This window comes from Lactobacillus huangpiensis, assembly GCF_019972815.1.
In the GTDB taxonomy this organism is placed as follows: Bacteria; Bacillota; Bacilli; order Lactobacillales; family Lactobacillaceae; genus Lactobacillus; species Lactobacillus huangpiensis.
In genome coordinates, this window is record NZ_BPPA01000006.1 from 48,165 (window position 1) to 72,578 (window position 24,414).

At 35.7% G+C, this 24,414-nt stretch carries 23 protein-coding genes; 3 read left to right on the top strand and 20 right to left on the bottom strand.

The window, feature by feature from the left end:
• Positions 1–11: 11 nt before the first annotated feature.
• From LDM90_RS05715 to LDM90_RS05790, 16 genes are all read right to left on the bottom strand, one after another.
• On the bottom strand, positions 12–1,004 hold the full coding sequence (locus LDM90_RS05715) for an AraC family transcriptional regulator (RefSeq protein ID WP_223896874.1): 993 nt from the start codon (positions 1,002–1,004) through the stop codon (positions 12–14).
• A gap of 158 nt (positions 1,005–1,162) precedes the next feature.
• On the bottom strand, positions 1,163–2,791 hold the full coding sequence (gene rny / locus LDM90_RS05720) for a ribonuclease Y (RefSeq protein ID WP_373307181.1): 1,629 nt from the start codon (positions 2,789–2,791) through the stop codon (positions 1,163–1,165).
• Positions 2,792–2,926: 135 nt separating this feature from the next.
• Complete coding sequence (recA, locus tag LDM90_RS05725; RefSeq protein WP_034977431.1) at positions 2,927–4,039, bottom strand: recombinase RecA; 1,113 nt, start codon at positions 4,037–4,039, stop codon at positions 2,927–2,929.
• Between the two features lie 146 nt (positions 4,040–4,185).
• Positions 4,186–4,851, bottom strand: a complete 666-nt coding sequence (locus tag LDM90_RS05730; RefSeq protein WP_223896872.1) for an ABC transporter permease — start codon at positions 4,849–4,851, stop codon at positions 4,186–4,188.
• Positions 4,851–5,756 (bottom strand): osmoprotectant ABC transporter substrate-binding protein, encoded by a 906-nt coding sequence (locus tag LDM90_RS05735; RefSeq protein WP_223896907.1) that lies wholly within the window; start codon positions 5,754–5,756, stop codon positions 4,851–4,853. The genes LDM90_RS05730 and LDM90_RS05735 overlap by 1 nt, the downstream gene beginning before the upstream one ends.
• Positions 5,757–5,799: 43 nt before the next feature.
• Positions 5,800–6,423, bottom strand: coding sequence for an ABC transporter permease (locus LDM90_RS05740; protein ID WP_034977425.1), 624 nt, complete (start codon positions 6,421–6,423; stop codon positions 5,800–5,802).
• Positions 6,424–6,425: 2 nt separating this feature from the next.
• Positions 6,426–7,604 (bottom strand): ABC transporter ATP-binding protein, encoded by a 1,179-nt coding sequence (locus LDM90_RS05745; RefSeq protein WP_198213357.1) that lies wholly within the window; start codon positions 7,602–7,604, stop codon positions 6,426–6,428.
• Between the two features lie 161 nt (positions 7,605–7,765).
• On the bottom strand, positions 7,766–8,326 hold the full coding sequence (gene pgsA, locus LDM90_RS05750) for a CDP-diacylglycerol--glycerol-3-phosphate 3-phosphatidyltransferase (protein ID WP_198213355.1): 561 nt from the start codon (positions 8,324–8,326) through the stop codon (positions 7,766–7,768).
• 24 nt (positions 8,327–8,350) lie between these two features.
• Entirely contained in the window at positions 8,351–9,478 is a 1,128-nt protein-coding gene (locus LDM90_RS05755) for a helix-turn-helix domain-containing protein (protein WP_223896871.1), read from the bottom strand.
• A 65-nt stretch (positions 9,479–9,543) separates the two neighbouring features.
• Positions 9,544–10,272 carry an elongation factor P 5-aminopentanone reductase gene (ymfI, locus tag LDM90_RS05760; RefSeq protein WP_198213351.1) on the bottom strand — a complete coding sequence of 243 codons (729 nt, stop codon included), beginning with the start codon at positions 10,270–10,272 and terminating at the stop codon, positions 9,544–9,546.
• A gap of 161 nt (positions 10,273–10,433) precedes the next feature.
• Positions 10,434–12,884: an FtsK/SpoIIIE family DNA translocase gene (locus LDM90_RS05765; protein WP_198213349.1), complete on the bottom strand. Its 2,451-nt coding sequence runs from the start codon at positions 12,882–12,884 to the stop codon at positions 10,434–10,436.
• A 19-nt stretch (positions 12,885–12,903) separates the two neighbouring features.
• Complete coding sequence (locus LDM90_RS05770; protein ID WP_034977408.1) at positions 12,904–13,296, bottom strand: DUF1149 family protein; 393 nt, start codon at positions 13,294–13,296, stop codon at positions 12,904–12,906.
• A gap of 1 nt (position 13,297) precedes the next feature.
• Positions 13,298–13,855 (bottom strand): tRNA (cytidine(34)-2'-O)-methyltransferase, encoded by a 558-nt coding sequence (locus LDM90_RS05775; RefSeq protein WP_034977405.1) that lies wholly within the window; start codon positions 13,853–13,855, stop codon positions 13,298–13,300.
• Positions 13,856–13,892: 37 nt separating this feature from the next.
• On the bottom strand, positions 13,893–15,119 hold the full coding sequence (locus LDM90_RS05780; RefSeq protein WP_223896870.1) for an AI-2E family transporter: 1,227 nt from the start codon (positions 15,117–15,119) through the stop codon (positions 13,893–13,895).
• Between the two features lie 13 nt (positions 15,120–15,132).
• Positions 15,133–15,513, bottom strand: coding sequence for a PTS glucitol/sorbitol transporter subunit IIA (locus LDM90_RS05785; protein ID WP_198213343.1), 381 nt, complete (start codon positions 15,511–15,513; stop codon positions 15,133–15,135).
• 80 nt (positions 15,514–15,593) lie between these two features.
• The gene (locus tag LDM90_RS05790; RefSeq protein WP_223896869.1) at positions 15,594–18,350 is read right to left on the bottom strand and encodes a cation-translocating P-type ATPase; all 2,757 of its coding nucleotides are present in this window, start codon (positions 18,348–18,350) and stop codon (positions 15,594–15,596) included.
• A 170-nt stretch (positions 18,351–18,520) separates the two neighbouring features.
• Between LDM90_RS05790 and LDM90_RS05795 the strand changes: the two genes are divergently transcribed.
• Positions 18,521–19,555 (top strand): lactonase family protein, encoded by a 1,035-nt coding sequence (locus LDM90_RS05795; protein ID WP_223896868.1) that lies wholly within the window; start codon positions 18,521–18,523, stop codon positions 19,553–19,555.
• Between the two features lie 66 nt (positions 19,556–19,621).
• Here the strand turns inward: LDM90_RS05795 and LDM90_RS05800 are convergent, their stop codons facing one another.
• From LDM90_RS05800 to yjbM, 3 genes are read right to left on the bottom strand one after another with little or no spacing between them, the layout of a single operon-like run.
• Entirely contained in the window at positions 19,622–20,512 is an 891-nt protein-coding gene (locus tag LDM90_RS05800) for an RluA family pseudouridine synthase (RefSeq protein WP_223896867.1), read from the bottom strand.
• Positions 20,499–21,305, bottom strand: a complete 807-nt coding sequence (locus LDM90_RS05805) for an NAD kinase (RefSeq protein WP_223896866.1) — start codon at positions 21,303–21,305, stop codon at positions 20,499–20,501. The genes LDM90_RS05800 and LDM90_RS05805 overlap by 14 nt, the downstream gene beginning before the upstream one ends.
• Positions 21,305–21,934 carry a GTP diphosphokinase gene (gene yjbM, locus LDM90_RS05810; RefSeq protein WP_045927773.1) on the bottom strand — a complete coding sequence of 210 codons (630 nt, stop codon included), beginning with the start codon at positions 21,932–21,934 and terminating at the stop codon, positions 21,305–21,307. Before yjbM ends, LDM90_RS05805 begins: the two co-directional genes overlap by 1 nt.
• A 353-nt stretch (positions 21,935–22,287) precedes the next feature.
• On the opposite strand from yjbM, the gene LDM90_RS05815 reads away from it, so the two are divergent.
• The gene (locus LDM90_RS05815; protein WP_223896865.1) at positions 22,288–22,911 is read left to right on the top strand and encodes a CYTH domain-containing protein; all 624 of its coding nucleotides are present in this window, start codon (positions 22,288–22,290) and stop codon (positions 22,909–22,911) included.
• 73 nt (positions 22,912–22,984) lie between these two features.
• Positions 22,985–23,605, top strand: coding sequence for a DsbA family protein (locus LDM90_RS05820; protein WP_223898733.1), 621 nt, complete (start codon positions 22,985–22,987; stop codon positions 23,603–23,605).
• Here LDM90_RS05820 and LDM90_RS05825 read toward each other — a convergent pair.
• Positions 23,591–24,406 (bottom strand): competence protein CoiA family protein, encoded by an 816-nt coding sequence (locus LDM90_RS05825; RefSeq protein WP_223898736.1) that lies wholly within the window; start codon positions 24,404–24,406, stop codon positions 23,591–23,593. The genes LDM90_RS05820 and LDM90_RS05825 overlap by 15 nt on opposite strands.
• Positions 24,407–24,414: the final 8 nt, after the last annotated feature.

A 24,414-nucleotide genomic window follows, 5' to 3' on the forward strand; every position in this document is an offset into this window, starting at 1 on the left:
TTTCTCCTCAATTAAATTGCATTAATACTATTTGCCTGTAAAATCTTTTGCAGTCTATATTCTCTGACCGTAACTCCAGACCATTTTTTAAAAGCTTTATAAAATGAAGCAACACTATTAAAACCGACTAAAAAACTTACTTCAGCAGTATTTAAAGTCTTATCTTGAAGCAGGTTTTGTGCCAAAATTTTTTGTACAATACTGAGTTGCTTTTTAAATGTGGTACCCTCATTTTGCAGCCATCTTTGCAAGGTTCGTGAAGAAATACCTAATTCACCTGCTACATCTTTTAGCTGAAAATTGCCCCCAGCAATCAGCTTAAAAAGTGTGTTTTGTACAACGGCTGAAATTGGAGGATTAATATTTAATTTTTTAATGTACTTTTTTAAACCGGGTTCAATAAAGTTCCACATTACATCGTTCTTAGTTATAAATGGTTGTTCTAAATCACGCTTTCTAAACACCAAATAATTGTCTAAACTATTTTGACCTATAATGCCTAAATAACTATTGATTTTTGATCCATATTTGTATTTGCTACCAACAGATACAGGAACAATATTTTTATTTGTTCCCGCTCTAATCAGACTAACTAAAGAAATTTGATCAACTAGTAGACTAAAACGTGAGAATTTACGATATTGATCCAGATATCTGATATGAATTCTTAAATTTTCACCCTCTTTAAATCTTCCCATTTCGATTGGCCCTATAAGCTGCTGGTAGGTTGCTAACCGAGAGATTGCCTGTATTCCGTTTTTACTTGACAATGCAGCAAAATATGGAGGAACAAACTGGTAAAAATTTTGAACATCACTGCAAGCCAGCAGCTGCTTATCAGTGGCTTCTTTATCGAGTACTTGAAATACGTGTGAATTTTTTATCCATTTAGCATTAAGATATTTATCCATCATGCCAGAATCAAGTAATCCAGAAATTGAATCAAAGGGATAATCTAACTCTTGTAAAAAGTCTTTTAGTTCAGTTGTTATCTTTTGGTTCACAGTGTATTCCTCCATTCAATTCGTATTGTATACCCTTTCATTTTAGTAAAATATGTTTAATTGCGATAATTTATGTTTAAATGCGCCACATTATAGTTGAATTATAATAAAACGAACAAATAAAAAAGGTTGAATTTTTTAAAATTCAACCTTCTACTTTACTTCGCAATTGATACAGCTCGTTTTTCACGAATAACTGTTATTTTAATATTACCCGGGTAATCAAGTTCCTTTTCAATTTGGTTACGAATGTCTCGTGCCAATACGGTAATACGATCATCTGAAATTTTATCAGGCTCAACCATTACGCGAACTTCACGTCCAGCTTGAATAGCATATGCCTGTTTAACACCATCATACCTGCTAGCTATTTCTTCCAGGTCAGTAAGTCTTCTAATATAATTTTCCAAACTTTCGCTTCTGGCACCGGGTCTTGCAGAAGAAATTGTATCCGCTGCAACTACCAATTCAGCAATAAACGATAACTTCGGCACATCTCCATGATGTGCTGCAATTGCATTAACAACCACATCCGGCTCATGATACTTTCTAGTCAATTCCACACCTATTTCAACGTGTGAACCTTCAATATCATGGTCGACTGCTTTTCCAATATCGTGTAATAATCCCGCGCGAACCGCTAATTTTTCATTTAATCCAAGCTCCGCAGCCATTGTCCCAGCTAATTTTGCAACTTCAATTGAGTGACCCAAAACATTTTGGCCGTAGGATGTACGGTATTTAAGTCTACCCAATATTTTAACCAGTTCAGGGTTCATTTTATGAATTCCCAGCTCCATTAGAGCGCTTTCTCCAGCTTCGTAAATATCATCATTTACCTCTTTACGAGCCTTATCGACTGTCTCTTCGATTCTAGCCGGATGAATTCTTCCGTCCTTAATTAAACGCTCCATTGCCCTTTTAGCAATTTCACGTCTAATTGCATCAAAACCACTTAGTGTGACAACTTTAGGAGTATCATCAATAATTAGATCTACTCCGGTAAGTGCCTCAAAAGATCTGATATTACGCCCTTCTCGACCGATAATACGACCTTTCATTTCCTCATTAGGCAAATCAACGACTGATACTGTAGTTTCGGCTACTGTATCAGCAGAACTGCTTTGAATAGCATCAATAATTATTTTACGTGCATAGTGATCCGCCTTGGCTTTTACTTCTGCATTACTATTACTAATCATTTCTGCTCGTTCTTTAACCAATTGGTCTGCCAATTGATTTAAGACAAGCTTTTTCGCCTGCTCCTTGTCTAAATGAGCAACTTCATAGAGTTTTTGTGTAGTCTGTTCGACCAATTCATCAGCCTTTTGCAATTTAGCAGTTAATTCAGTTTGCTTTTGTTCCAGCTGTTCATCTTTTTTAGCTAAATCTTCCTCTCTTTCTTTTAGCAAAGAGTTTTTATGATCAAGAGTATCCTCTCGTTGTGTTAAGCGATTTTGATCGCGTGCTATTGTATCACGTTTGTCGTTTAATTCATCTTCAACTTTTTGTCGATAATCTTGAATTTGTTCTTGAGCTTCAAGAATTTTTTCCTTTTTAGTGTTTTGCGCACTTTGTTTTATAGCGTCAGCTGCCTGCTTTTGTGCATTGACTTCAGCCTTAGCAGCATCGACTCGTGCTTTTGCTTCGGTTAAAATATGATCGGCATCGTTTTGGGCATTTTGGGCTTTCTTCTCCCAAATTTTTTTACGTATAGCGTATCCTGCAACTGTGCCTACTATAATTGAAATAATAGCAATCGCGACGGGAATCAAAAATTTACTCATCATGATTTCTATCGCCTTTTTTATTTTTTTAGATTATTCACACAATATTAATGATAAAGAACCACGGGGATTATGTCAAACGTCATGAAAAAAACCTCAACCAGTTTTCACAGGTCGAGGTCTATTTCCTCATAGTTAGCTGCTTTTGCTGTCAGCTTCTTTTTTATCAGAAGCTTCCTTTTCTTTGCTTGCAACTTTCTTAGCTTTTTTCTCTTTTATTTTTTCCGGATCTTCTCTTTCAGCTACGGATTCCTCATCAATACCAAAAGCCTGACGAACTTGTTTCTGAACATCATCATAAACATCAGGATGATCTTCAAGATACTTTTTCGCATTTTCACGGCCTTGTCCAATCCGCTCATCATGATATGAATACCAGGAACCAGCTTTAGCAATAATGTCCTTGTCAGCGGCCATATCTAAAAGTTCACCGCTTTGCGAGATGCCTTTGCCATACATCATATCAACTTCGGCAACTTTAAAAGGTGGTGCAACCTTATTCTTAACAACTTTGATCTTTACGCGGTTACCAGTGATTTCACCACCAGTTTGTTTAATTTTTTCTGCTCTTCTAATTTCAAGTCGAATAGTTGCGTAAAACTTAAGTGCACGACCACCTGGCGTAGTTTCAGGATTACCAAACATGATCCCAACTTTTTCACGTATTTGATTAATAAAAATTGCTATAGTTTTAGTCTTATTAATATTACCTGAAAGTTTACGCAATGCTTGACTCATTAAACGTGCTTGCAGTCCAACGTGACTGTCACCCATCTCGCCGTCAATTTCAGCTTGAGGTACAAGTGCAGCAACTGAATCAACTACTAAAATGTCAATCGCACCACTCGTAATCAGTGTATCCGCGATCTGCAATCCCTCTTCACCAGTGTTAGGCTGGGATAAAATTAATGAATCAACATCTACACCAAGTGCCTCTGCATAAGCAGGATCCATGGCATTTTCAGCGTCAATATAAGCAGCGGTACCACCTCTTTTTTGCACTTCAGCAACCGCATGTAAAGCTACTGTCGTTTTACCAGAAGACTCTGGTCCATAAATTTCTACAATTCTACCACGGGGATAGCCGCCAACTCCTAAGGCCGCATCAAGAGCAAGCGAACCTGAAGGAACAGTTGAAATTTTGGTGTCAGCTTTATCACCCATACGCATGACGGCGCCTTTACCAAAATTCTTTTCAATTTTCTTAAGCGCATTTTCCAATGCAGCTTGTTTTTCATCTTTGGCCAAGACTCTTGTCCTCCTATAAATAGTTTCATCATTTTAATACGTAATAATTATACTTTGCTTTAGTGTATATTTGCAAGAAAAAAGGCGAACAAATGTTTATTAATTTCATTCACAATAATAATTACGCAAAAACCAGCAAAACTTTTTTAGTTTGCCTTTTTTAATCCTTTTGGTTCTAAAATTTTTTGCAAGAAGTTCAAAATGACATCTGCTAAAATTGCCATTAATGCTGTAGGAAGAGCACCAGCCAGTATGATTGCACTGCCGTTTGTAGCATTAGTGCCACGGATAATAATGTCACCTAAACCGCCGGCACCAACAAATGAGCCAATTGATGTAATACCAATAGCTATTACTAAAGCATTTTTTAAACCTGCTATAATAACTGACATTGATAAAGGCAAACGAACCATGTAAAGCAGCTGCAACTTTGTCATACCCATCCCTTTACCAGAATCAATAACATTTTTATTAACATTACTCATACCAGTATATGTATTTTTAATAATAGGTAAAAGTGAATAAAGTGTAACTGTTACAATAACAGTCATAACACCTAGCCCCAAGCCGATCATTACTATGGACAACAGGGCCAAAGATGGGATAGTTTGAATAAAGTTGGCAATTTCAACAACAAAGTCACCTAAATGACCATTACGGGAGATAAAAATTCCTACTGGAATTCCTATAATTGCAGCAAATAATACCCCATAGATTGAAATGAGAAAAGTACGATTAAATTGTTCCAATACGTAACTGCCATTATGGGCATAATAATAAATAAACTGCTGCCACAATGATAAATGAGACATTATTTCTCCCCCCTAAAGTAATTATGCTTTACTAAAAATTGATGTGCAACAATAGCCGGCTCAAGCAATTTATCATCAACTTGGAAATTCATTTTACGAATATCATGCACACTCACATTGCCAACTAACCGTTTCAGTATCGGCTTTAATTCAGGATGCTCACGCAATAAATAATTATTAATCAACATCCCACAATTATATGGTGGAAAGAAATGCTTATCATCTTTGAGGAGATGTAAATTATAACTGTCAATTCGACCATCTGTTGAATAGCCCAAAATGACATCCATTTTTCCACTATTCAAAGCAGAATATACTAAACCTATGTTCATAGGATGGGCTTTAGCAAAAGTCATTCCATATGCTGTTTGGAAAGCCGGATAACCCACTCCTGGAGCATTAACCCATTCAGATGCTACACCAAAAGAAAATTTGTCTTTAACTTTCTTTAAATCTGAAATTTTATAAAGATGATATTTCTTTTGATCTTTTGCTCTAACCATAAAGGCATAATTATTAGCAAAACCATAGGTATGCAAATAAGTTTGATCCCATCTCTTTTTTACTTCTCTGCGAACTGTATCATTTGCCTTCTTGGAATCTTTAATCGCAGGTAAGAGCAAATTGGCTGTTAATTCACCACCATCATACGCAGCTGCTTGAATATCGGCATCATGACGATACAATGCCTGGTGCTGCATAGGTGCAGACCCTAAATTATTAACAATAGAAGTCTTGTATGATGTTTCATGCTCAATTAATTGGGCAACAATATTAGCCATAATTTGCGACTCAGTCGTTGTCAGTGCCGTAATTCTAATATTTTTTTCACTACCCTCACTATCAGAAAGTCCCGGTAGACCACAAGCACTAGTAGTAAGCATTATGAGCAGGGTGGCTATCATTAATAATATTTTTTGCAAATACTTTTTCACGATAAACACCTCCTTATATTCCCTTTGGAGTCAGCTTACGTTCCAGCTTACCCAATAGGTAATCCGTAAGAAGTGCCAAAATGATTACTGGAATCGTTCCTCCAAAAATCAAATCCGTTTGGTAGAGGCTAAGTCCGTTAAAAATAAAATCTCCTAAGCCGCCAGCTCCGATATACGATGCAAGAGTTGCCCAGGCAATTACATAAATAGCAGAAAGTCTGATTCCTGCCATAATTACAGGCATGGCTAAAGGAATATCAACTTTTAAAATAAGCTGCATATTAGTCATGCCTAACCCGCGTGCAGAATCAATTGTATCTTGATTAACATCAGTTAATCCAACATATGTGTTACGTAAAATGGGCATTAAACTATAAAGAAAAAGAGCGATAATTGCTGGTACTTTACCAACACCAAAAAATGGTATCATAATTGCCAGCAAAGCCAAAGCCGGTATAGTTTGTAACATACTGGCTATTGCTATTACCACTTTAGCAATTCGCTTAAATTTCATTAATATAACGCTCAGTGGAACTGCAACTAGTATTCCCAGTCCTAAAGAAATAGCAGAAATATATATTTGTTGCCAAGTTTTTACTAATAACTCGGAACCGTGTTGTGCAAAAAAGGCTGACATTATTATTTCGCCTCTTTTTCTGAAGAACTTTGCAGGTGACTTTTATCGCCCCATATTTTTTCATAAACAACATTTACTAAACTAGCCCGAGTGACTATACCTACTAATTTTTTGTCAGAATCTGTTACTGGTATGTAACTCTTATTACGACTCATAATCCGACTAAAATTATCACGTAGATATTCCTCAGGACCGACAGTGCCTAGCTTAGTAATCAATATATCACTGACACTACTTACTTTAGGGTAATTCCTTTGCAAATCATCAATTGAAATGTAACCTTTGAGGTGGTCTCCATTATCAACGACTAAAAGCGTATCAACGCGATGCTCCTTCATCATAGTTAAAGCATCAGTGAGTGAAGCACCTAAATCAATTTTTGTTGGATTGGTCAACATCACATTTTTAACTTTTACAGTTTCATATTTTGCTTCTGACAAGCGCTCCTCACCAATCAAGCTCTTAACGTAGTCATTTGCAGGATGATGTAGAATCTGGTCAGGTGTTCCTACTTGGATCAACTGTCCATCATGCAAAACAACTACTTTAGTTGCAAGCTTTAATGCCTCATCCATGTCATGAGTGACAAAAACAATTGTTTTGCCTAAGCGTACTTGTAAGTTTTGAACCAAGTTCTGCAAGCTTTCACGCGTTATTGGATCGAGTGCGCCAAATGGTTCATCCATTAATATCAAGTTTTGATCTGCCGCAAGCGCACGTACGACACCTATTCTTTGCTGCTGACCACCAGATAGCTCTGTTGGGTATCTGTCTAAATATGACTCAGGTAATTCAGCCATTTTAATAAGCTTTTGTGCTTCTCCAGCCAGCTTTTCTTTAGGCCACTTTAATAATTTTGGTACTAAAATGATATTTTCTCTGATGGTCATATGAGGCATTAAACCATTATTCTGAATAACGTAACCGATATGACGCCTTAAATTGACAGGATTGAAACTTTTAACATTCTTGCCGTTAACAAGTACTTCACCTTTAGTTACACTGTTCATGCGATTTATCATACGCATTATAGTTGTCTTTCCTGAACCGGAGGTGCCAATCAGGCAGCAAAAATCACCTTTTTCTATTTTAAAACTAATATGTTTAACAGCTGCATTTTTCATCTTAGGATATATTTTTGAAACGTCCCGAAATTCAACTGTTGGTACTTTTTCTACCATAAAATTTCCTCCTTTTTCCAATATTCCCTTAATTTAATCCTAACAAGTAAATGTAACTTAATCAACAGTCTGTCTTTTCAACAGCAGTTTATATTAAAAATAATGCACAAAAAAACACTACTAAATGCAGTGCTTTTTTTCTATATTAACTTTTCATTAATTTACATTGATCCTTCGAAAACATCCCATGAACTGCGGAAATAATCCCAACCAGAATAAATTGTAAAGATTAATGCAATGTATAGCAAAATTGTTCCTATGTGATGGAAGTCTCCGATTAACAGGAAAATAATTGAAAGCATTTGAAAAGTTGTTTTAATCTTGCCAGGCATGGCTGCAGCCATAACTTGACCCTTGTTTTCTGCCAATATTAAGCGCAAACCTGTTACTGCTAATTCACGACAAACTATAATAGCGATAACCCAGTCAGGAGCCAGATTTAACGAAATTAACATGATAAAAGCAGTCATGGTAAGCATTTTATCTGCCAGCGGATCCGCAAATTTACCAAAATTGGTAACAAGGTTGCGTGATCTTGCTATGTGCCCATCAAACCAATCCGTTGCAGATGCCACTGCAAAAACAATAGCTGCAATGACTAGTTTCCAATAAACAGTTGTTCCTGCAACCTTAACACTAGCATCGCCACCAAAAATGACAATTAACATAAAAACTGGTATCAATAATATTCTAAAAACCGTTAACTTATTAGGCAAATTCATTCTTAACTTTTCCTCCCAAAATAATTATCTTTCATTACTATCATTCCCACCTGAAGAAGTGCCACCTGAATGACCAGATTCACTACTGTGTTCATTATTATTTGACTGATTGCTATCATGGCCTGACTGATTATTATTCTGGTTACTCTGGTTATTATTTTGATTACTTTCTTGGCTATTGGATGAACTAGAATTATTGTTGCCACTAGTACCATTATTAGTGCTATGACTGCCAGTTTGATTATGGCTCTGGTTTTGATGATTTGAATTACTATGTCCTGAATTATTGGTCGTGGTTCCAGAATTGTTCTGATTATTTTGAGTTTGATTACTTTGATTGCTGTTGCGTTTACCAATATAAAAGGTCAAAGAAAGATTCGAATTCTGAGCAGTATATGGAACTTTTTTACCACCAATTGTAACTGAAGTCCCGACAGCATTACTGAAAGTAACAACAACAGTTTGAGCAGTTTCAGGAATCCTCAATGTGTGCTTTTGACCAGCAGTTAAAGTCTGACCACTTTGGTTAACGCCGTTCATAGCAATAGAAACTGTAGTAGCCTGATCACCGGCTCGCACAACCAAATTACGATTATTTTTTAGACCGGTAATTTGGAACTGATTTGTAGCTAATTCTTTAATTTTTACGCTCTTCTTTTTAGGTTTCTTGATCTTTTGACGACGTTTATCATTATCTGAAGAAACTGATACATCACCCGCTGTACTATTATTTTCATTGCGGTTAGAAGAGAAATGAGCATAAACAACATAGCATACCAAAATAACAACGATTATTCCCAGGCCAACAATAATTCGTGGAAGGTAATCTTGCCATATCTTTTTCTTATTATTAGTTGTTTTGCTGACTTCTTCACTTTTATTGTCAATCGAATCTTCAACAAATTCTTCAGGTTCAGCCTTAGGTATATCCTCATGATATTCACTTAGCAGCTTTTTACCATCTAAACCGACTATTTGAGCATACTGTCTGATAAATGCTCTTACATAAAAATCACCCGGAAGCTTATCAAAATCATTTTGCTCAATCGCCGTCAGATATCTGCCTTGAATTTTGGTTGCTTTTTCAATATCTTCAATTGAAAGTCCCTTAGCCTCTCTGGCACTGCGTAATTTATCTCCGATATCTGCCATAGTTACCTCTTTAAATCTTAAATTTACTCTTTGAGTATAACATATACTACATACTATTTTTATATTTAAATGAGCCAGCCACCACTTACATAAATGGTCTGACCAGTTAAATATCCAGAATTAACGTCCAGCAGCGTTTTAACCCAATAGGAGATGTCTTTGCCTTCTGCTAAACGTCCAACAGGTATTTCGCCCCTAACCTCTTCCATTGCTTCTGGTGCTAATATTGAATTCATTGATGTGTTGACCGCGCCTGGTGCTAAAACATTAACTGTGAGATTGGCAGAAGCCACTTCACGAGAATATGCTTGTGCGAAGCGCTCAAGTCCAGATTTTGAAGAACTGTAGACAGCTTCCATAGCGCTGCCTGAACCACCATAAACCGAACCTAAATAAACAATACGACTATAATCACTTTTTATCAAATGAGGTTCTAACAAGCCTGTTAATTTAATAGGAGTAATCAAATTTATGTGCAAAACTTCATCAATTTTTGTCATATTCTGACTGCTAACAAAATTATAATCTGTAACTCCTTGGGCAAATACCACTGCGTTCACTGGCAAAAGCTCACTAACAAATTCTTTTAATTCGTCATTTTTAGCCAAAAAATCTAACTTTATAGGAATAAAGTCCTGACTAGGATATTTTTGACTCATTCCTTCAGCCATAGTATAGGCCTTTTGCCAATTTTGACTGCAATGAACATAAAGAGACCAACCGGCATTGGCTAAGTCAGCACAAATCGCTTGACCAATGCCACCTGTTGCACCAAATACAAGTGCTCGCTGCAATTAAAACATTCCTTTTATTTTATTTTAGTATGAAGATGACCATATAGCTAAACTAGTCTGTTAACGATAAATTCAGTTATGCATTCATATTCAATTTTATTTTAACATTATTTTTTTGCAAATTTGAACTAATAAAACGACATAATAAACTTTCTTAAAAATTAGGTCTTGTCCTCATCTTTTTTAGGCGGTAACAAAACTTGACGAGGCTTTGATCCTTCAGATGGGCCCACAATACCCTTCTCCTCCATCGCATCAACTATTCTGGCTGCACGATTATAGCCTATACGAAATCTTCTTTGTAAAAGTGATACACTTGCTGTTTGTTGCTGTCTTACCAGTTCAACAGCCTGATCATAAAATTCATCCTCTGGCTCGTCATCTTGTTTTTCTGAATTTTCTTGACCTTTTTGCGGAATCATCCCTTTATCATATTCAGGCTTTTGTTGTTTCTTTACCCAAGAAATTATCTTCTCAACCTCACTTGAAGAAACATAAGCACCTTGAATTCGTTCAGGTTTGGAGGCTCCTACCGGCATGTATAACATGTCTCCTCTGCCGAGCAACTTCTCAGCTCCAGTTTGGTCTAAAATTGTTCTTGAATCAATACCACTTGAAACAGCAAAAGAAATTCGAGATGGTACGTTTGCCTTAATTAAACCGGTAATGACATCAACACTCGGTCGTTGAGTAGCCAATATCATGTGAATTCCTGCAGCGCGTGCCATTTGCCCTAAACGAACAATTGCACCTTCAACATCGCGGCCACCAACCATCATCAGATCACTAAGTTCATCAACCACTACCAAAATATATGGCAATGGTTTCATTGCAGGCTTCGATTTATCTTGATTATTGAGTTGAACCTTATCATTAAACTCACCCACATTACGGACACCACTTGCGGCAAATAGTTTATAGCGTCGTTCCATTTCCTTAACAGCTTTGCCTAATGCATTCGCAGCTAACTTAGCATCTGTAACTACCGGTATCAACAAATGTGGTACACCATTATAAACTGAAAGCTCAACCATTTTAGGATCAATTAAAATCAACTTAACTTGATCCGGCAGTGCCTTCATTAATATACTTGTTAAAATGGTATTGATTGCAACAGACTTTCCGGAACCTGTCGAACCAGCAATGAGAAGGTGGGGCATTTTAGTTAGGTCAGCTGAAATCGTTTGTCCGCTAACATCCTTTCCCAAAGGTACTTGCATAGGATCTTTTTTAGCCCTATTATCTTGACTCTGCATTACATCTTTAAAAGCAACGACCGAAGTGTTTTTATTGGGCACCTCTATACCAATATATGGTTTGCCGGGTATAGGTGCTTCTATTCTGATATCTTTTGCCGCCAAGGCAAGAGCCAAATCATCTGCTAAATTAACAATCCTGCTAACTTTAACTCCAACAGCAGGCTGTACTTCATAACGTGTAATTGTAGGACCCAAAATTGCTTTTTTTATGATAACTTTGACGCCAAAACTTTTAAAAGTAGACTGTAAAGTTTGCGTATTTTTGCGAATAAGAGCCTTATCGGTACTTTGATCAATATTCTTAATGCTATCAAGCAAGGTTAAAGGAGGTTTTTGATAATTTGGTCTTACTTTCTGATCTTGTTTAAGTTCGCCATGATCAACAGATTCCAATTCTTGCTTAATTTTCTTATCTTCTTCAACAAAAGAATGTGATTTAGGTAAATTGCCACTGGTATTATTAGTTTTGCTCTCTTTTTGATTATTATTTTGACTGGCCACCTGAATTTGTGGCTCAACTGGAGAATGTTCTGGCATATCACCAAATTCAGATTCATGCGAAACAGAATTGTCTACGTCCTTAGTGTCTGCAAACTCTTCAGACGACTTGTCATTAACAGCAAAATCATCAACATCAGGAAAAACCATATTTTTAGAATCCGATGTTTCCTGAAAATTTTGAGATTGTTCATTCAAGTTCTTCTGTTGTTGTTTTTCTTTGAATGAACCATATTTATCTTTTATTTTCGTGCCAGCTGCCTTGTTTTTATCAATAAAAAGCTGACTAACCGTCTGAAATTTTTTAATTATAGTTGCAAACTTTACATCAAAGAACATCAAAATACCACATGGAATTAGTAGAATTGCAATTACTCGCAATCCTATATGACCTAGTAAGGGATAAAATATTTGGTAGCATAATGCACCAATTACTCCTCCACCAACATGTTGGGTAACAGCCATTCTGCCAAATTCAGCAGATATTTCATGCCAGAATGCATTCATAAACGCATTATTTACAAATTCACTTTCAAAATAAACGCTGCTCTGAATTAATAAAAATCCGAGTATTGCAAAAAACAGACCACAACTGCGCTTAAATTTAAAGTGCATCGGCTTGTTATAAATCAGCATAACCAGGCCAAAAATAATACAAATTCCAGCAGCTAATAAATAGGAATCTCCAAAAAAGAAACGAAAAATATTCGCAACTTGTTTACCAAGAATTCCAAATTTAACAAATGCCAAAACTGAAATAATAATTTGTACAAGGCCAAAAATTGCCCAAGTAATTCCAGTATTCTGATTTTTCTTATGAGACTTGGTGGTTTTTCTCCTCTTCTTTTTAGGCATAATACTACCTAATCAACAATTAAAAATTTGCTTGGAAGTTCAAATTAACTGGTTCATCCAAAGTAATTTGAGTAACTTCATAAGTAAGGGTTTCAATATATTCAACTAATGGCCGACTAAGCAACTTATAATCTGTCTTTTCCAGGTCGCTGCCATCACCAAAATAATCTTTGATTTTAACGATCTGACTAATCATTCCGCTAACCGAAAAATCACCCGGCGCTGGTGCCACGTCAAAAATAACAGTCACATCAAAATAATTGCCGTCAGAACCAGCATCAGTTGAACCATCATCATTTTGTTTTTCGACCTTTTTTAAGCCAAAATTTACCTGATCTTTAACTTCCTGGTCTTCATTAATATCATAATGAAAGTTTTTGACAATAACAGGAGTTTCTTTTTCAAATTCCATCTTATTTTCCTCCTAAATTTCTTTCATATCTCTCAGGGCGATTGTAGTTATCTTTTAATTTATCATTTTCATAATGATGTGTAGTTTCTAAATTAGGAAAACCTTGCTGACGCAATGCTTCAAGTAAAACTATCGCCACTGAGTTAGCCAAATTATAACAACGAATATTATCCGACATTGGTATTCTCAAATTGCGTTCGTAATATTCTCGCATAAATGTTTCTGGTAAACCAGTAGTTTCTTTGCCAAACACAAAGTAGTAATTTTTCGCAGAATCTGTATAATCTATTTCCGCATAATTTTTTGAAGAAAATTTAGAAATAAGATACATTTCGTCTTGAGGACCAAGTTGACCTAGGAATGCATTAAGATCTTCATGTACCCGAACGTCAACCTTATCCCAATAATCCAAGCCAGCTCGTTTCATTTTTTTGTTATCGATTTGAAAACCTAATGGCTCAATCAAATCAAGAACTGTATTAGTTCCGGCACAAGTTCGGGCAATATTACCAGTATTAGCTGGCATTAGTGGCTCATATAACACTACGTGATTTGTCAATCTTTTTCTCCTTCACTATATTTTTAACAAATAAAACTTATTTTTTTGGCGGTTTTTCTTCTGATCCTGCGATTAAATTATTCGGGTTCTCAGCCGCAACTTGGAAGTTTTCCTCATCTTCATCTTCTTTGAATACCTGAGAAACATTACGGTAATAGTTATAAACACGCAAAATAATAATTTTTAAAATAGCATAAATTGGAATACCAAAAATGACGCCCCATAGTCCCCAAACAGAACTTGAGCCTATCAATAATAAAATAGTGGTTACCGGGTGCATCTCCATCTTGTTTCCCATTACCAAAGGACTAATAACCCTTGATTCAATGGTCTGTTCTATTGCAAAAACAACCAAAACTTTAATTACCATTGGTACAGAAAGCATAATAGCAATCACGATTACAGGTATAAAGGAAATAAAAGTACCAAAATATGGAATAAGGTTAAGAATACCGCTTAAAACAGCAAGGGCAATGCCATACGGAAGTCCAATGATACTGTAACCAATGGCAAACATGATTCCGACCCAAAAGGCAACAGTAAGTTGTCCCCTAATATATGATGCTAGTGCAGTATTAATATCGTAAAGAAGTTCGCCAAAACTTTTCTGCCAGCGCTTCGGTGCAAATTGCATTAAGTAAGGGCGTAAATTGTGAGCATCTTTTAACATAAAAAACAGGATAAAGGGTGCAGTAAGTAAGGTCATAACTATGATAGTAACAACACTAATTGCTGAAGAAATATTGCTAAGCGCTGCATTGACGGCCTCATGACCTGACTTAAAGAGCATATCTTGCGCCCTATTGATAGCATCATTAATATTGCCCTTAACACTGTGAAGTTGCGGATTACTCAGCCAATCCTGTACCGCATTTGTAGCATCCTTCCAGATATGGGGCCAATGAGTAATTAATGAATTAATTTGACTTTGAACAATTGGCAATAAAGTATTAACTATCCAAACGAGCAAAACTGCTACTAAAACAAATAATCCAAGAATAGTAACAATCCTTGGTACTTTGAACTTTCTCTCTAAAATATCTACTAGCGGATTCATAATATAAAACTGAATCAAAGCCAGCATTAACGGAGGAAGAATCGCACTTACAAAGACCTTAGCGGGATTTAAAACAAATGATATTTTGTTGAACAACCAAATCACAAGGAAGAACAACAAAATGTTTAGTAGTGCAATACTAAACCGATTATTCAAAAACCATTTTTGAAATATGGTTCTTTTTTTATGCTTTTTCTCGTAGTCCATCAAATCATCCTAATCAAATATGCTCATATATTATGTCATCACCGATATTAAATTCGGGCATAGCCTGTTTATCTTCTAAAGTAAAATACACACCGTTAGCCAATGGATTTTTTGACTTTTTCTGATTAAAAAACAGTGTAACATGACCCAGAGCCCTCATATCGCTGGCAACCATAGAACCGACAAAGTCAGCAACATAGGTCTGCCCATCAATAGTAATTGTATCGCCTTTTTTCATAATAAAACCAGTGGGAGGAGTTTGGGGATCGAATTTTTGAATAACCGAAACATCGACTAGTTCAGGAGTGACATTTTCACCAAATAAAATCACCATGTTTCCCTTAGGCTCAATAGCTTGCTTACCAATTTTCGTAATAGTTGCTGTCCATTTCATAATTTGCTCTCCTTAAGCTTTAATTTTAGCATAACAAAAACCGCTTAACTAATATATAAGCGGTTTTCTTTGTTACTTCTTTATTTTTTATGATAGAGAAGCCATTTCTTAATTTCATCAATAATAACTAACGGTATTGGAAGACAGAATAAGAATAACCAGTCAACCGGTAATAACCTTGTCGTATTGAATAATTGCTGCAAGCCGGGAGTAACCGTTAAAGCTAAAAACAGAAGTATTTCAAAAATAATGCCATACCAAATATTACGATTGCTGAAAATGCCTTTTTTAAATAATGAAACTTTGTTTGTTCTGCAATTCAGCACGTTTGCGATCTGCGTAAAAATAATTGCTCCTAAAACCATTGTGGTTGCGCGCATATAAACTGGACCATCAGCAGCTAATGGCACATGAGGCCAGCCGTTTTGGAAATTCACAAAGAAATATGCACCGATCGATATGGCACTGGAAATCAAACCATACCACAAAAACGCTTTAACAATTACGCTTCTGTTGAGCAGGTGCTCATTACGTTTTCTTGGAGCTTGTTTCATGACATCAGGATCAACAGCTTCTCCGCCCAATCCTAATGCAGGCAACATATCTGTTCCCAAGTCGACTGTTAAAATCTGCATTACAGTCATTGGCAAAGGAATCATGCCTCCAGAAAACAGGAACAATATCGAGGGAAAGGCCTCAGGCACATTTGAAGTCAAAATATAAGTTAAAAACTTACGGATATTGCTGTAGACGGCACGGCCTTCTTCAATTGCGGCCACAATAGACGCAAAATTATCATCAGTCAAGATAATATTGGCTGCATCTTTAGCTACATCCGTACCAGTCAAGCCCATTGCTATACCAATATCTGCCTGCTTCAAAGCCGGTGCATCGTTAACTCCGTCACCAGTAGAAGCTACAATTTCACCATTTTCCTGTAAAGTTTTAACGACCTTATATTTTTGTTCAGGAGCTACTCTAGCAAAAATCACTTCTCCTTTCAATGCTTCTCGTAAATCTTCATTGCTCATGGTTTCTAGTTCATCACCAGATATGACTCGAGCCTTGTCAGAGGTCAAACCAATTTGAACTGCAACGGATTTTGCTGTCAACTTGGAATCCCCAGTAACCATAATAATTTTAATTTTTGCCTGGTGACAACGCCTAACGGCATTATATATTTCAGGACGAGGTGGATCACTCATTGTAGTCAACCCAACAAATATTAAGTGCTCCTCAGCTGATTCAATGGTTAACTTAGTAACATCAGTATTTTCTTTTTCCACAATTCGATAGGCCATAGCCATACTGCGAAGTCCTTTAGCAGCATAGTCGGCATTGTGTTTTTCGGCTCGTTTCTTATCATCGTCAGTCAGAGCCCGAACTTTACCATCGACTTGAATTTGGTCACACTGCTTAATCACATCGCTAAAAGAACCCTTAGTAAAAATGATATATTGGTGATCATTCCAGCGATGAATAGTTGACATACGCTTTCTATTAGAGTCAAAAGGCAGTTCTCTTAATCGCGGATACTTAACCAAAACTTTTTGACGATCAAACCCTGCTTTTTCGGCCATAATAATTAAACAGGCTTCAGTTGGCGTCCCCAAAATTTTGGGCTTTCCTCCTTTGACCTTGCTGGGTTGAACAGCAGTATCGTTGTCCAAAGATGCTATTTGAACCAACTTATGCAAGTCGGGATTTTCTTCATACCACAACTGTTTATTGTTTAATTCAATCTGCCCATTATTGACATAACCATTGCCAGTAACTTTATATTCATTTTGAGGAGTCCAAATGTAATGAATAGTCATTTGATTCTGGGTTAAAGTACCTGTTTTGTCTGAACAAATAACTGTAGTTTCTCCAAGTGTTTCAACAGAATTTAATTCCTTAACCAGTGCATGTTTTTTGGCCATGCGTTTAACACCCTGAGCTAAGCTAAGAGTTACAGTAGGCAATAATCCTTCTGGGATAAAAGCTACAATCATCCCTAAAGCAAAAATAAAGGCTTTAGCAAACGGATATTTAACAAAGAAAATCGCTGCAATTAGAAACAAAATACCTATCGAAACAGCAATTATTGATAATTGTTTCGTCAGGCGGTTTAATTCTTGGGTTAGTGGACTATCGACTTTATTTTGCTTTTGTGTTAACTGCGCTATTTTGCCAAATTCAGTATTCATTCCCGTAGCAAATGCTATTGCACGAGCTGTACCTGAGCCAACTGTTGTTCCTGAATAAACCAAATTAGCTTCTGCGTAGCTGCCTTCGCCCGGTGCGTAATCCGTAGTTTTTGATTCAGGTACAGATTCACCATTTAGAGCACTTTGATCAACTTGCATTGAGCTGGCAGTAATTAGTCTGGCGTCTGCTGGAATAGCATTACCTGCTTGAAGAATAAAAACATCTCCGGGAACCAATTCTTTGGCATCAATCTGCGTTTTTTTACCATCACGAATTGCCTGAACATAAGTTGGCAACATATTATTTAAAGCATCTGTTGCTCTTTTAGCTGCCCTTTCCTGCCAAAAACTAAACAAACCATTAATAATGTTGACCATCCAAATGGCAATTCCCAATTCAATGGTACCGCTGAACATCGCAACAGCTCCGGAAATCCACAACAAGATTGCCATCATACTAATAAAGTTCTTAAAAAAAGTCTTCCATTCAGACTCTTCCTCAGACTTTTTAATTTCATTACGACCATATTTAGCCAATCTTGCGGTTGCCTCTGCAGAAGTTAAGCCTGCAGAAGATGAGTGAAGATTAGTATAAACTTCAGAAATATCATTCTTAGCATAAAGCTCTCGAATTTTATTTTCTTCCATTCCCAACATACCTCTTATTTCAAAACTTTCAATTTAAAATTAATAAATAAAGCCGACACCATACTTTAACACTTTTTGAAATGTTAAAGTCACTCAATATTTTTACAATTGCGTGTCATGCTATACTAATTATTGAGACAATTATAAATGAAATTGGAGGCTTTTCAAGCATGAAATTATTAATTGGAGGATATACCAAAAAAAAATCAACGGGAATCTATGAATTACCACTCACACTCGATGAAAACGGTCTGGAAATGCAAATGGGACCAGCTAAAGAAGTAATAAAAGTTGGAGGTCCAACCTATTTTGTTCAAGATGGCAAGCTTATTTTTACTATTAATAACGCTGGCGATAAAGGTGGCATCAGCTCATTTGAACTCGTTGATGGTAAGGATCAGGAAAAAGATTCATACTTAACTCCCGGTTCGTCACCTGCCTACATTGGCATTAACCAGAAAAAGAAATTGCTTTATACTGCCAATTACCATACAGCAGTTTTAGCTGTATTCTCATTTGATGATGATGGCAAGTTAACTTTTTTGGATTCAGTGACTCACACTGCAGATAGCCTGGGGCCTTGTCCTGAACAAGCTGATGGTCCCCATCCGCATTTTTTTGATCAAACACCACAAGGAAATCTTGTAAGTTGCGACTTAGGCAATGACTGTGTTGATTTTTATAGCTTTAAAAATGATAAGCTGCATCATTTAGCTAAATATCAAAACGAGCCAGGCTTTGGCAGTCGCCACATTGTTTTCAGTCCTGATGGCAATTATTTTTATGTTGTTGGTGAGCTTTCAAGCAAAATTAATTTAGTCAAGTTTGATGAGGTTAATTGGCAATTTAAGAGTATTGCCACTTATTCAACTATTCCTGATGATTATTCCGACCACAATGGAGCGGCTGCTATTAAAATTAGTAAAGATGGTAAATTTATTTATGCTTCCAATCGTGGTCACGATACTATTACTGTTTTTGCAGTCAACGATGATCACACTTTACAGTTGCGTCAAAGAATCTCAACCTTTGGCGAATTTCCGCGAGATTTTAACTGGGATAAAGACGAAAAATATGTAGTAGCAACTAATCAAAATTCTGATAATGCTACTTTATATACCAGGGATGCGGAAAATGGCTGTTTGACTCCTGTGCAAAAGAATATTTTTGTTCCAGAAGGAACCCGCGTGCTTTTTAGCGAATAATTTTTCCAAAACAAATAAAGAGTTGTCTAAAATAATGACAACTCTTTTTTATTACATGTGCTAAAACTATTTCGGAATATTCTGCCATAATTCTTGCATATCAATTGGATCAGGGATCTCAATACTAACTTGCCTTTCTTTACTGAACGGATCAGGAAATTCTAAGTAAAAGCAATTTAATGCTTGTCGTTTGAAATTATCTTTTTGCCCATATAATGGATCTCCATATAACGGATGACCAAGATATTGCATGTGCAAACGAATCTGGTGAGTTCTCCCGGTATAAAGGCGTAGTTCTACTATACTGGCATTTTCTTTTTGTGCAATCACTTTATATGCCGTTTTTGCTTTCTTACCAGTGGGTTCAATACTACGTACAATCGAAGTTCCTTTTCGTCCAATTGGCTGATCTATGATGCCCTTTAGTTCGTCTAAACCAAAATTACCATGAACTATTGCATGGTACTTTTTAATAAATTTATCCTTTTTGAGCTGACTAAAACGTGCATGCGCAATAGCATTTTTACCAACTAAAACCAAACCAGAAGTGTCACGGTCAAGTCGCGTTACAATATGTGGCTTGATATTCACACTTTTTTTGCGCTCAAAATAACCTAAAATTTGGTTAACGAGTGCGTTATCATCATAGCGGGAAGGAATCGATAAAATCCCTGCAGGCTTATTAACAACCAGGTAGTTTTCAGTTTCTTTAACAACCTCAATAGGTTTTTGGGAAGGTGTGAGCCATGGATTATGCTTTTCCTGACCCGGAATGAAAATCACTTCATCGCCAACATGTAAATTGAAGTTTGTATAGCGCCTTTTATGATTAACAAGAATTAAGCCACCCGCATTTTTAGCATTATTGACAGCTCTTTTTGAAAAACCATTCTTTAATAAAAAAATCCCCAGTTTTTTGGGGGCCTTTTCATCTACAGTAACTTTAAATAGTGTCATCGTTATCTCCAATAAATGCACTTTGAACCCTTGACCAAAAATGGGTATGTCCAAACCTGTCAAAATGAATTTCCTTACTAGAAATACGGTAATTAATCTTTTTAGCATTTCTAATGTTAATGCGACGACCATCAATGGTCATTACAAAATGATCAGCATTAGGAACTATGGTAACACACTGCTGGGGAGCGAGTACAATTGGTGATGACAAAGATCTAAAAATACTATTGTTAATAGAAGCTATTTCTGCCATCTGTAAGGCTTTAAGTCTCGGATGGATCACGGCACCACCAAGCGATTTATTATAACCTGTTGAGCCAGTTGGAGTTGAAATACATAAACCATCTCCGCGGAAATTTTCAAATAACTGATCATCAATGTAAACTTTAGCTTCAAGCGTATGTGAAATGCGCTTTACTGCTGACTCATTTAAAGCTAAAAAGTGTTTCTTTTCATTAGCTTCAGTTAGAAGTTCCACCTCTAACAGCGGATAGCTGGCAGACTCAGGTTCTCTTAAAAATAAAGCATCTACCATTTTATCAACTTCAGGACCACGCCAATCAGTATAAAAGCCCAGATGTCCAGTATGGATGCCGATGAAGCGAATTGAACTGATTTGGTTTTCATATCTGTGAAAAGCATTTATCAAAGTTCCGTCTCCACCGACCGTAATCACTACATCTGGATACTTGGCATCAAAGACAACGCCCTCTTTGGTTTCTAACAATTTTCGCAAGTGCGCCACTACCTTTAGTGTCTCCTGATTGGTGTTATGGGCAATTGTAATTCTCATTATTTTTCCTTACCCTTGTTTTTGGTAAAAACTTTCTGAGCTTCTTGCACTTCATCTTTAATTAATGACATTTCTTCATCAAGCTTATATGCCGTTTCTGCAGTAGATTTTAGTCTTTCAGAAATATCTTTAGGATAAGAACCCTGATATTTGTAATTGAGAGTGTGTTCTACCGTTGCCCAAAAGTTCATTGCCAATGTTCTAATCTGAATTTCAGCTAATAATTTTTTTGGACCAGTCGGCAAATAAACAGTATATGAAATAACCATATGATAAGAGCGATAGCCCGAAGGTTTAGCATTTTTCACATAATCACGTTCTTCAATGACTTCCATGTCGGCACGTGTATGAATTAAGTCTACCACCTTATAAATATCATCGACAAATTGACAAACTATTCTAATTCCCGCTATGTCTTGCATATCAGTTTCAATAACGTCGAAACTAATTACACGTCTTTTCATTTTTTCTTTAATTGAGTCAACAGTTTTCACCCTGCCGACCACAAATTCTATAGGTGAATGTTCTCCCTTTGTCAAGAAACTTTGTCTTAAAGAACGAAATTTCACCTTTAATTCTCGCACGGCCTCTTCATATGGCCATAAAAAATTATCCCAGTCATAATTCATAGAAATAACCCTTTCTCAAACAGCATATTCATTTTAACATAATTTATATGATAGCAATTTCATATGGTCATTTACCTTAATAAAATAATCCCTGTTTTTCTATACAGGTGCCTAAAGCCTTATTACAAAGTCTTTTTTCTTGCACATTAAACCTTTTGATATTATGATAAATTTATTAATTTCAATTAGGCTATACTATCATAGCTTTAGCACTTATTTTACTTATTTAGAAAATTTTAAAATTTAATGACATTTGTTTTTGATTTTTAGAAACTACTTTTGAAAAATATAGATTTTGCTACAGAATATTAAAGTATTTCTTTCATAAACAAAATTGAATGGAGTAATATTAAATGTCTCAAAATAATGAAATTGAAGCAAAAATCATCTTACCTAAGGCAATATACCAAAAACTTTGTCATGATTTTCCAGTAAAGCAAAGCTTTACACAAGAAAATTATTATTTTGATACTACGGACAGTTTGCTAAAACAATATAACATAAGCTGTCGCATTAGGCTTTTTAGTGACCATGCAGAGCAAACTCTGAAGGTTCCAAATAAGAATCCCATACAACACGATTTTCATGAAGCAATAGAAATTAATGATTCCTTAAAATTAGATGAAGCTAAAGCATTAATTAAGCATGTAGCAAAAGGATCGCCTATAATTTTTAAGTATAGCGTAGGAGAATATTTGGATCAGAAATTTTCACAGAAGTTAAAACTGCATTTACAAACTTTCTGCAAAACTCACCGTATATTAGCGAATGGACCACAAAATTGTGAACTGACTTTTGATGATAACACTTATCCAGATAACTACGAAGATTTTGAGCTTGAGATTGAAAACCATAATCCAGATTTAATAGAGCAGATTCTTGCAGAATTAAAAAAAGAGTATAAATTTACACAAAATTATACTAATACTAACCAAGCAAAAGTTGCACGCGCTTACATACATTGTGTTAGAATATGATTGAGTGAACTTTTTAAAAGGGTAGATTTTTAATCATTTTATACTTAACAATCAGTATTGGAGGAGCCTGATCATGTTCGAGATTTTTCTTTTTGTTAATTCCGTTGGTATTTATTGTTATGATACGGAAGTTTTAATCAAAGACGCGATTGATGAACTTAATATCAACTCTTCTTTTCATTTTGTTCCGATCATAAATTCAAAAGTAATAAAAGAGGACATTATTAGAAGAAAAAATAATGGCCAGAAAATAAAAGATATACCGAAGTATACAATTGCTTCTTTCCAGGCTTTACGGCACTACAATGCAATCAAGATAGAATATGGCAACAAGAAAGCACGTGCTTATTTAGTAGCTTTACAGCGTGTTATGAGTACCGATTTTAATAAATACTCAGAAAGTTTGCCTAGAGAAATTGCGCAAAGTATAGACTTGGATTTTAGTCGCATTAATAGCCGCAAAATTGCCCGCTATGTTGATGATTCAATTCAACAAGACAAAGATCTTGCGCGTAAATTCAACGTCCGCAATTTTCCTACTACTATTATTTTTAATGAAAGTGGCAATTATAATGGTGTAATGTTAGAAGGTATTCTTGCACATGATAAACTGATAAAGCTTCTTAAGGATAATGGTTGTGTTGCCAGAGAGCCAAAAAATTATTACCCTGTACGACATTTACGGTTGATTTAAATATTTACTTACATTATCTGGCGAATTTATTTTACGAAAATTGTTAAAAACCCAAAGCGGCAAATCATCTATGGTTTGTCGTTTTTTATATAACAAATTTGCAATTTGTTTGCCTTTCAAGCTTTTATGTGCAAGCTGCATTTGCAAATATTGTTTTTGCTGTTTAGGATTAACATGATATTTCTGTAACAATGGCTGAAAATTCCATAATTTTTTTAAGCCTTTTGCACCGATACCAAATTTTTCTTCTTGAAAATGAACTTTATTTGTTAGCGGCTCAAGCAAAACGTTATATTTTAACCGAATAATCTTTTTAAAAGGATCAATCTCTAAATAATAATCTCGCCAAAAATTATTTTTACGAAAGAAAATGAGTTGAGATTTTTTCAAGTTTTGTAATAAAAAGTGCCTCTTACCAACTATCCATATATCCTTAATGCCTATTTGTTTATATAAAAAATGGCGATGTCGAAATTCTGACTTATTAAGAGGAGCACACTGAATTTCAAAGGCTAAATTTGAAGATGCCAATACATCAGCTCGCAATTGTCCATTAGCAAGACTGACCTCTGATTGAGCATCAAAATGTACCTCTCTCAATGCTTGAGTCAGTATTTTTTTACTTTGCGCATGTTCTTTATTTTCCCCGCATAAGTTAATTTCAGATGGTATATGTTTAAAGTAGGGTCGCTTATCTTTACTTACTAATCGCATTTCTCGTTCACAGTGTGGACAAAAATAATGTTTTTTAATTTTATTGTTACTTTGGGGCAACTTGGCTTCCTCAATTGCTAAAACCAAAATATTAT

What these genes read in the sequence shown, in the direction of transcription:
- rny (WP_373307181.1), bottom strand. Translation starts at nt 2,791, where the DNA reads ATGAGTAAATTTTTGATTCCCGTCGCGATTGCTATTATTTCAATTATA.
- LDM90_RS05730 (WP_223896872.1), bottom strand. Translation starts at nt 4,851, where the DNA reads ATGTCTCATTTATCATTGTGGCAGCAGTTTATTTATTATTATGCCCAT.
- LDM90_RS05735 (WP_223896907.1), bottom strand. Translation starts at nt 5,756, where the DNA reads ATGATAGCCACCCTGCTCATAATGCTTACTACTAGTGCTTGTGGTCTA.
- LDM90_RS05740 (WP_034977425.1), bottom strand. Translation starts at nt 6,423, where the DNA reads ATGTCAGCCTTTTTTGCACAACACGGTTCCGAGTTATTAGTAAAAACT.
- LDM90_RS05745 (WP_198213357.1), bottom strand. Translation starts at nt 7,604, where the DNA reads ATGGTAGAAAAAGTACCAACAGTTGAATTTCGGGACGTTTCAAAAATA.
- pgsA (WP_198213355.1), bottom strand. Translation starts at nt 8,326, where the DNA reads ATGAATTTGCCTAATAAGTTAACGGTTTTTAGAATATTATTGATACCA.
- LDM90_RS05755 (WP_223896871.1), bottom strand. Translation starts at nt 9,478, where the DNA reads ATGGCAGATATCGGAGATAAATTACGCAGTGCCAGAGAGGCTAAGGGA.
- LDM90_RS05765 (WP_198213349.1), bottom strand. Translation starts at nt 12,884, where the DNA reads ATGCCTAAAAAGAAGAGGAGAAAAACCACCAAGTCTCATAAGAAAAAT.
- LDM90_RS05770 (WP_034977408.1), bottom strand. Translation starts at nt 13,296, where the DNA reads ATGGAATTTGAAAAAGAAACTCCTGTTATTGTCAAAAACTTTCATTAT.
- LDM90_RS05780 (WP_223896870.1), bottom strand. Translation starts at nt 15,119, where the DNA reads ATGGACTACGAGAAAAAGCATAAAAAAAGAACCATATTTCAAAAATGG.
- LDM90_RS05785 (WP_198213343.1), bottom strand. Translation starts at nt 15,513, where the DNA reads ATGAAATGGACAGCAACTATTACGAAAATTGGTAAGCAAGCTATTGAG.
- LDM90_RS05790 (WP_223896869.1), bottom strand. Translation starts at nt 18,350, where the DNA reads ATGGAAGAAAATAAAATTCGAGAGCTTTATGCTAAGAATGATATTTCT.
- LDM90_RS05795 (WP_223896868.1), top strand. Translation starts at nt 18,521, where the DNA reads ATGAAATTATTAATTGGAGGATATACCAAAAAAAAATCAACGGGAATC.
- LDM90_RS05800 (WP_223896867.1), bottom strand. Translation starts at nt 20,512, where the DNA reads ATGACACTATTTAAAGTTACTGTAGATGAAAAGGCCCCCAAAAAACTG.
- LDM90_RS05805 (WP_223896866.1), bottom strand. Translation starts at nt 21,305, where the DNA reads ATGAGAATTACAATTGCCCATAACACCAATCAGGAGACACTAAAGGTA.
- yjbM (WP_045927773.1), bottom strand. Translation starts at nt 21,934, where the DNA reads ATGAATTATGACTGGGATAATTTTTTATGGCCATATGAAGAGGCCGTG.
- LDM90_RS05815 (WP_223896865.1), top strand. Translation starts at nt 22,288, where the DNA reads ATGTCTCAAAATAATGAAATTGAAGCAAAAATCATCTTACCTAAGGCA.
- LDM90_RS05820 (WP_223898733.1), top strand. Translation starts at nt 22,985, where the DNA reads ATGTTCGAGATTTTTCTTTTTGTTAATTCCGTTGGTATTTATTGTTAT.